The sequence below is a fragment of the Parabacteroides sp. AF17-28 genome (assembly GCF_003479205.1).
GTDB classification, from domain to species: domain Bacteria; phylum Bacteroidota; class Bacteroidia; order Bacteroidales; family Tannerellaceae; genus Parabacteroides; species Parabacteroides acidifaciens.
The window spans coordinates 272,887-281,851 of sequence record NZ_QUGV01000002.1; the positions used below are offsets into that span (position 1 = coordinate 272,887).

At 44.9% G+C, this 8,965-nt stretch carries 5 protein-coding genes; 3 read left to right on the forward strand and 2 right to left on the reverse strand.

Annotation, left to right across the window (positions count from 1 at the left end; translation table 11 throughout):
* Window positions 1–3: 3 nt before the first annotated feature.
* Window positions 4–1,863: a hypothetical protein gene (locus tag DWW90_RS02475; protein WP_233547632.1), complete on the forward strand. Its 1,860-nt coding sequence runs from the start codon at window positions 4–6 to the stop codon at window positions 1,861–1,863.
* Between the two features lie 44 nt (window positions 1,864–1,907).
* Here DWW90_RS02475 and DWW90_RS02480 read toward each other — a convergent pair whose 3' ends face one another.
* Window positions 1,908–2,882, reverse strand: a complete 975-nt coding sequence (locus tag DWW90_RS02480) for a polyprenyl synthetase family protein (RefSeq protein WP_122332212.1) — start codon at window positions 2,880–2,882, stop codon at window positions 1,908–1,910.
* Between the two features lie 99 nt (window positions 2,883–2,981).
* On the opposite strand from DWW90_RS02480, the gene polA reads away from it, so the two are divergent.
* On the forward strand, window positions 2,982–5,816 hold the full coding sequence (polA, locus tag DWW90_RS02485) for a DNA polymerase I (protein ID WP_122343867.1): 2,835 nt from the start codon (window positions 2,982–2,984) through the stop codon (window positions 5,814–5,816).
* A gap of 18 nt (window positions 5,817–5,834) precedes the next feature.
* Window positions 5,835–7,010, forward strand: a complete 1,176-nt coding sequence (locus tag DWW90_RS02490; protein WP_122343868.1) for a 6-bladed beta-propeller — start codon at window positions 5,835–5,837, stop codon at window positions 7,008–7,010.
* A gap of 89 nt (window positions 7,011–7,099) precedes the next feature.
* Here DWW90_RS02490 and DWW90_RS02495 read toward each other — a convergent pair whose 3' ends face one another.
* On the reverse strand, window positions 7,100–8,167 hold the full coding sequence (locus tag DWW90_RS02495) for a Fic family protein (RefSeq protein WP_122343869.1): 1,068 nt from the start codon (window positions 8,165–8,167) through the stop codon (window positions 7,100–7,102).
* Window positions 8,168–8,965: the final 798 nt, after the last annotated feature.

Sequence of the window (8,965 nt, forward strand, 5' to 3'; positions counted from 1 at the left end):
ACCATGAAACGATTCTTAATTCTTGCGCTTATTATGAGCATGGGCATCTCCTTAGTGGGGCATGCCGGCAATTACAAGAGCTTTAAAGTATCCGTCTATACGCGGGCTTACGAAGTAGAAAAAATGAAAGACCTGCATTGGTTGGATTCTACCTGGACCATTATCTCCAGCCAGGTAAAAGTAGACAAGATTTATCTGGAAACACACCGCGACCTGCTGATTGTTCCGGACAAAACACTGGAACAGGCAAAGAAGTTCTTCCAGGACAGAGGCGTAGAAGTCGGAGGCGGTATCACCTACACGATCGACGAGTCGAACAGCTTCGAGACCTTCTCCTATTCCAACCCCGAACATCGGAAGAAGGTACAGGAAATAGCCGAACACACAGCCAAGCACTTTGACAATTTCATCCTCGACGACTTCTTCTTCACCAGCAGCAAGTCCGATATCGACATCAAGGCAAAAGGTGACAAGAGCTGGACCCAATATCGCACCGAGCTGATGACGGAAGCCGGACAGAACCTGGTCATCAATCCGGCAAAGAAGGTGAATCCGAATGTGAAGATCATCATCAAATATCCGAACTGGTACGACCATTTCCAGGGATTGGGATTCAACCTCGCCACCGGTCCGCAGATATTCGACGGAATCTGGAGCGGCACGGAGACACGCGATCCCTCCTCCGCCCAGCATCTGCAAAACTACCTAAGCTACAATATCATCCGTTATTTCGACAACCTGCGCCCGGGACATAACTTCGGTGGCTGGGTGGATTCGGGCGGTTCCAATATGGGTATGGACCGCTATGCGGAACAACTCTGGCTCAGTATGTTTGCCAAAGCACCTGAAATTGCACTTTTTGCCTATCACGAACTGTTAGGGACCAAGCTGCGTCCTGAAATCCACCGTACGCCCTGGCAGGGAATGGGAACCAGCTTCAACTACGACGAAATGATGAAGCCTATCCGTTTGCCGAACGGCAGCACGACTCTTCCGACGACGATCGCACGCGTAGCCGGCGTATCGCTCGAACAAATCGACGCTTTTGTCTACAAATTAGGGAAACCGATCGGCATCAAGAACTACAAGCCTTTCCATTCATTGGGAGATGACTTTTTGCAGAACTATCTCGGAATGATCGGCCTTCCGATGGATATGTATTCCCAATTCCCGACAGACCAGAAGGTGATCCTTCTGACGGAACAGGCTAAATACGATGCCGATATTATCTCAAAGATGAAAAAACAGTTGCAAAAAGGCGGCGATGTTGTCATCACCAGCGGATTACTGGCAGCCATTCCCGAGAAAATAGCAGATATAGCCGAACTGCGTGCCTCAGACCTTAAAGCCCTGGTCAATGACTTCGGACGTGCCGGCACTGCCGACAAAGACATCCTGATCACGCAAGTGCGCTACCAGACCAATGACGCATGGGATATATTGAGCGCCGGACGCCCCTTGCAGAAAGGTGTAAGCGGTTACCCGATGCTGCTGCGGGCCCCCTACTCCAAAGGAAATCTGTATGTGATGACTATTCCGGATGATTACGGAAACCTGTATGACCTGCCCGAAGGCGTGTTGAATGCTTACCGCCGTGTGTTGAGCCAGGATTTGGACATGTATATAGAAGGTCCTGCGAAAGTAAGCCTTTTCCTTTATGACAACGGCACTTTCATCGTAGAATCGTTCCGCGACGAACCTGTTACAATCCGTCTTGTAACCAATAAAAAGATAGAAGCGGTGAAAGATATGCTGAAAGGCACTCTGGTTGAAAAGCTACCCGAAAACCAGCGGGATCATGCAAACAGGTATCTCATTACTTTGATGCCCCACTCATATAAAGTATATGAAGTAGCGAAATAATAAGAAAGGGGATGCAGAATAGTCTGCATCCCCTTTCTTTTATTCTATTTCTGACGCTCTACAATATAATCGGCAAGTAGCAATAATCCGTCACGGGCCTCCGACTCGGGTAAAGTCAGGAGAACTTCGACTGCTTTATCATGATACGCCTGCATCCGCTGTCCGGCATATTCGATTCCTCCGTTTGCTTTAGCAAAATCGATCAGCAGGTCGATATTCTTTGCAGAGAAATCCTTTTCATTAATAATACGCAGACAATTGTCCACCTCCTCTTTCGGGCCTGTTTGCAAAGCATGCAGCAAAGGAAGCGTTACCTTTCCTTCCCGGATATCATTACCGGTCGGTTTCCCGATATTAGTTTCTTTAAAATAGTCGAATATATCGTCTTTAATCTGGAAGCAATAGCCCAAATATTCCCCGAACTCACGGCATTTTTTCACCATTTCATCGGAAGCATTGGCAGAAATAGCCCCTATTTCAGCACAAGCGGAAAGTAACATCGCCGTCTTTTTCCGTATCACCTGCATATAGCAGGATTCATCAATAATGCTTTCTTCGGCAGTCTCGAGTTGTTTGATCTCCCCTTCCGACAGATCACGCCCCAAGTTCGAAACAATTCCTATTATTTGCAGATTACCCGTCTGAATGGAACGGATCAAAGCGGTGGAAAGGACATAATCCCCTACCAGGACAGAAATGCGGTTATCAAATATAGCATTCAGGGAAGGAACGCCGCGACGCTGCTTAGTCTCGTCAACAACATCATCATGGATAAGCGTGGCAGTATGAAGCAATTCGAGTAAAACAGCCGAATTAATCGTATGATCCGTCACCTGCCCGCATGTTTTCGCAGCCAGCAGCACCAATAAAGGGCGGACATGTTTTCCACTCGCATTCAGTATCTGATCAATAGCCGATTGCAGACGATTCGTCTCGCTTCGCAGCGAAGCGGCAAACTCATCATTGAAACGTTTAAATTCTGCGGCAACCGGTTTCTCTATTTTACTTCTATCCTTCATAATCGATCCTAAGATGCGCAAAAGTAACAAAAAGTATCGAGTAAGCGAGTTTTTTCGTACATTTACCGACAATTGTCACACTAAAACGTGTTAAAAGCGATGAAGTTATTCCTCATAGATGCTTATGCATTGATTTATCGGTCCTATTACGCCTTTATCAAGAATCCGCGTATCAACTCCAAAGGCATGAACACTTCGGCCATCTTTGGTTTCATCAATAGTCTGGAAGAAGTCCTGAGACGTGAAAACCCAACTCATATAGCTGTTGGCTTCGATCCGAAAGGCCCGACCTTCCGCCACGAAGCCTACGAACAGTACAAGGCGCAACGGGAAGAAACTCCGGAAGATATCCGCAAATCGGTCCCTTACATTAAGGACATCATAGAAGCCTATAATATCCCGATTTTGGAAGTACCGCGCTATGAGGCTGACGACGTAATCGGCACGGTAGCCAAGCAAGCCGAAAAAGAAGGATTCGAGGTTTACATGATGACGCCCGACAAAGATTACGGTCAATTGGTGTCCGAGCATATATTTATGTACCGTCCCCGTTTCGGCGGAGATTACGAGATTATGGGTGTCCCCCAGGTCTTGGCCAAATACGGACTTACTTCCGTCGACCAGGTGATCGACCTCTTGGGACTGATGGGCGACAGTTCGGACAACATCCCCGGCTGCCCGGGTGTCGGTGAAAAGACCGCTCAAAAACTACTGACAGAATTCGGAACTATCGAGAACCTCTTAGAGAACACCGACAAGCTGAAAGGTTCCCTCCAAAAAAAGGTCATCGAGAATATGGAGCAGATTCGTTTCTCCAAATTCTTAGCAACGATCAAGACGGATGTTCCCATCCAGTTCGATGCCGCCAAATGCATCCGCGAGAAGATGAACGAAGAGCGTCTGATTGAGATTTACACAGAATTAGAATTTAGAACATTTATTAACAAGCTATCCGGAGAACCGGAAAAAGTCAAAACAGAGTTCAAGTCCACCTCAACAACAACCGCTACCCCTGCCAAAAGTAGCAAAAAGAAAAAAGTGGCCGAAAACGGCCCGATTCAAGGCTCGCTCTTTGAAGAATTTGCGACCGAACCTACGGCTGCTCCAAAATATTCGACTCTCGCGAGCTTAAGAACGACACTCCACACCTATCATCTCGTTGATACAGAGGAAAAAAGAGCCGATTTAGGCCGTTTTTTGAACGAACAGGATTTTTTTGCTTTTGACACGGAAACAGACAGCATCGACCCATTGAAGGCCGGATTAGTCGGAATGTCGTTCGCCGTAAAGGAAAATGAAGCTTGGTACGTCCCTGTTCCGGCTGAACGCGAAGAGGCGGACAAAATACTCGCCCACTTCGCTCCTGCCCTCCAAAATCCGAAATCGCTCAAGATCGGACAAAATATAAAATTCGACATTCTGGTTGTCCGCAAATACGGAATCCGGATAGCCGGCCCGTTATTCGATACGATGATCGCCCACTACCTGCTGAATCCGGAATTGCGTCACGGCATGGACTACCTTGCCGAAACGTACCTCAAATATAAAACAGTGCACATCGAGGAACTGATCGGTCCGAGAGGAAAGAAACAACTTTCCATGCGCGACGTTCCTGTCGCCCAGGTTGCCGAATACGCAGCCGAGGATGCCGATGTGACACTCAAACTGAAAAACTATTTTGCCCCCTACTTAGAAAAAGAAGGACTGGAATCGCTGTTCTACGATATTGAAATGCCATTAATATATGTATTGGCAGAAATGGAATATACAGGTGTTACCGTAGATACGGTTGCCCTGAAACAATCATCCGAAGAACTGACTGCCACGCTGAAAAAGCTGGAAAAAGAAATATATGAACTGGCAGGCAAGAAATTCAACATCAACTCCGCCCGACAAGTTGGCGAGATCCTTTTTGTCCATCTCAAGTTAGAAGAGAAAGCAAAAAAGACCCGGACAGGCAGCTACAGCACAAGTGAAGATATATTAGAGAAAATGCGCTCCAAACATCCTGTCGTAGGAAAACTGCTGGAATATCGCGGACTGAAAAAGTTACTCAGCACTTATATAGATGCCTTGCCCGAACTGATCAACCCGAAGACCGGCAAGATACACACTTCCTATAACCAGGCCGTCACCTCGACCGGACGCCTCAGCTCCACCAATCCGAACCTGCAGAACATTCCGGTGCGTGACGAACTGGGACGCGAGATCCGCAAAGCCTTTACAGCCGAGAATGACAACTGTATATTCTTCTCTGCGGACTATTCGCAGATCGAACTCCGCATCATGGCCCACTTGAGCAACGATACACATATGATCGAAGCTTTCCGCAGCGGAGCCGATATCCACGCAGCTACAGCAGCAAAAATATACGGTATCCCGGTTGAAGAAGTCACCTCCGATATGCGCAGGAAAGCCAAAACGGCCAATTTCGGCATTATCTATGGTATCTCCGTATTCGGACTTGCCGAGCGCCTGAACATCCCCCGTGCAGAAGCCAAAGAGTTGATCGAAGGCTATTTCAAGACATACCCGGACGTCCGTGCCTATATGGACGACAGCATTCTGATAGCAAAAGAAAAAGGGTACGTGGAGACAATCTACAAGCGGAAGCGTTTCCTGCCGGATATCAACTCCCATAATGCCATTGTGAGAGGTTATGCAGAACGAAACGCCATCAATGCGCCTATACAGGGAAGCGCCGCCGATATCATCAAAGTGGCTATGATCCGTATCTTCAACCGCTTCGAAGCCGAAGGTCTGAAAAGCAAAATGATTCTCCAGGTACACGACGAATTAAACTTCAATGTCCATAAAGACGAACTGGAAAAAGTGAAACAAATCGTACTCGAAGAAATGGAAGGCGCTATCAAACTTCAGGTTCCCCTGATCGCTGACTGCGGCGAAGGCACAAACTGGCTGGAAGCACATTAAACTTACTCTTATAATCACATGATATATATAACCTGCATTTTAATCCTATTTGCCGTTTGTTCCTGCAAAAAAGCAAACGATGATACCACAAAACTGATAGTAGTCGATGTAGCCAAAGATTATCCACAGAAAGAAATCTACTTACAAGATATTGCCGATGTGGAATATATACCTTTGGCTACATCCGATTCCATACTTGTCAACTCATCCCCTTCTATTGTCTCTGATAAAGGAATCGTAACAAGAGGCGGCAAAGTTGGTGAAATCCTCCTTTTCGATGCCAAGGGACAAGAACTTCAAGGCCGTATTTGTAGAAGAGGACAAGGTCCGGAAGAGTACAATGCGATCATCTTTAATATCGTTGACTGGAAGCGGAAAGAGGTCTTTATTGCCGACTATACGAGTCTGAAAGTATATGATTTTTCCGGAAACTATCTTCGTACGTTAATCGAAGAAGATATCATGAAGATGAATATTCTCAATCTGAATGACGATTATCTTTTATGCAATAAAGACCGCGAAGATGCAAAATCCTCCTATCATCCTTATTTCATATTACCCAAAATTGGAGGAAAAGCAGACACTCTATCTATAGAAATCCCCTTTTTTATTGCAAGCAATCGGAAGATATTATGGGATGACGGGCATACCAATGACGCTCACGGCTTCATCCCTGCGGTTTACAATTGTACAGACAGAGTCTGGCTGACAAATCCGGCATTAGATACCATTTATCAATTACATCCGGATTTGACGCTCACTCCTGTAATGATCCCACTCGCCGCTCCGACAAAAGATCCAGAGGCTCCCCTTCTATATTTCCTCGGAATAAACGACAGATATGCTTGGATAAGCCGTATGCCCCGGCATGTAACAGTTAAAATGAGCGATATGAGTGCCGGAAGAGAGAAAAGAGAAAAGCTTTATATGTATGACCGGGAAACCCAGGAATGGTTCACACCAGTCTACCATAACCGAGCTATAACCACCCGCAACACGAATCCCATATATATAAATCTGACTTCCGTTGCTTATGGCTACGGCATGGTTACATTAAACGCGATGGATTTAGTCGAAGCTTATCAGAATAATGAAATCACAGATGAAAAACTGAAGAAAATTGCTTCCACAATGAAAGAAGAAGATAATCCGGTTTTAATGCTCCTTAAATTTAAGGATTCGATACGAAAATAAATTTGCATTGAAGAATCTTCTTTGCTCTGATAACGAATTTAGATTTTAATGGGACAGTAATGATGTTTTACATGTAATACGCATCCGTTTTATTGTGTCACAAACACTCTCCAGCTTCCATCCTTCTCTCCGCGTTCTACATACTTCTTGGAAACCAGCTGATCCAATAATTTCTGAATAGCCGTCACACTGATGCCCGTTTCCTCTTTCATGTCCGCGAGCGTCAAAGTTGGCTGTGTTCGCATAGCGTTCAGTATCTTCGTATAATTAGGCGTTCGGAATGCAATCCGTTCCCCATCATACCACCACACATTATCATTCCTCTCGCTCACAAACAACACATCATTATATACTTCTGTTGCCACTAAGTCATTGAAATATTTCAAAAAAGGACGGATATCCTTGATATCTGCATGGGCACCATCACAAGGTATAGGACCTACTTCGAGATCAGCCTGATGCAAAGCTTCCAAATATTCACTCTTTTTGCGACTACGGACCACAATCATCGGATAGTCGTGGCGAGTTAGGATGTAGTTCACCATTAGCCGGGCAATACGACCGTTGCCGTCCTCGAAAGGATGAATGCGTATATAACGGTAGTGAAACAGTGCAGCCAATTCTACCGGTGAGAGTTTCCCCCCTTGTTCTGCAGCATTATACCAGTCTATCAAGTCACCCATCAGTCCAGGAGTTTCCTCTGGTGAGGCATATTCGAATCTGTCCCCATATCGTGTAATAACACTATTAGGACGTGTCTTATACTGTCCGGCATGAATCACATAACTTGTCTGTATACCACCAGGTAAATTACGGTATACAGTGTAATCCTCTCGCAGTATGGTCTTATGCAATGTCCGGATAAAATTCTGCGTCAACGGTATTCCTTTCACTGTAGCTTCTTCTGTCATCATCCGTAGACCTACGTTACTTGCCGCCATTTCTTGTACATCACGCACATCCGCCTCTCCAATCACCTTGCCGAAAAGTAGCAAGATCTCCGTCTGTCCATAAGTTAATGTATTACCCTCAATATGGTTACTGTTGTAGTTGAAGTCCACAGTAAAGCGGCGGCTAAGCCTTTCCCTATCTTTCTCTGACAGCGGCTGCAAATTCTGCCATGCAGCCAGCGCCTTCTTTATATTAAGATACTTCATACGGATTTATTTTATCAACAAACAATACAAAGATAGCGAAAAGTACACAAAAAGGTTGTAAAAGTATAACCTTTTTTGAATCATTTTTCAAGAGACATATCGCGGGACTCAATTATGAATGCCCATAAAAGCAAACTGCTTAAGACATAAAGCCTTGCTTATCTCAACGGATGAAGAGCATATCAATGACGCTCATGGCTTCATCCCGGCGGTTTACAATTGTACAGACAGAGTCTGGCTAACAAATCCGGCATTAGATACCATTACAACTAATAAAAAGAGATACAAAGTATATAAATCATATCATTTATACATTATCTTTGTCACGAACATTATTGCAAGGCGTTGCAATAACATATTAATAAAAACAAAAGCGTTATCATATTGTCCTTAAGCAAGAAAATCGCCAATTTTTCATCCAGCAAGGACAGTAGACAACAATTGCCTCACGTTTTTTGTATATATACAAATATATAAACATTAAGCGTGGGCTGTTGTCTATCTGCTGGATAGGTGTTTGGCGATACCTCTTGCTTGGATAGATGACAGTTCCCACGCTTTTATTGTATCTTTTCCTCTCCCGCTTATTCGCCTAAACAATATTTTCTGAATGTTAAATGAAGAGCCTCATCCGACCAGTATAGACTGAAAGGATGAGGCTCTATTTTTCTTACAAGTAAACCTTTTCTTATCAAATACGACGGCTCACCCGATATTTCTTGGGGGGAACTTCATTAACTATTTAGGAATATCTATCGCTACTATAACAGGCTTGTACAGGCTTGAAAGTTGATACGA

Bases quoted from the DNA above. Each gene is read 5' to 3' on its own strand.
- DWW90_RS02475 (WP_233547632.1), top strand. From the start codon at position 4: ATGAAACGATTCTTAATTCTTGCGCTTATTATGAGCATGGGCATCTCC.
- DWW90_RS02480 (WP_122332212.1), bottom strand. From the start codon at position 2,882: ATGAAGGATAGAAGTAAAATAGAGAAACCGGTTGCCGCAGAATTTAAA.
- DWW90_RS02490 (WP_122343868.1), top strand. From the start codon at position 5,835: ATGATATATATAACCTGCATTTTAATCCTATTTGCCGTTTGTTCCTGC.
- polA (WP_122343867.1), top strand. From the start codon at position 2,982: ATGAAGTTATTCCTCATAGATGCTTATGCATTGATTTATCGGTCCTAT.
- DWW90_RS02495 (WP_122343869.1), bottom strand. From the start codon at position 8,167: ATGAAGTATCTTAATATAAAGAAGGCGCTGGCTGCATGGCAGAATTTG.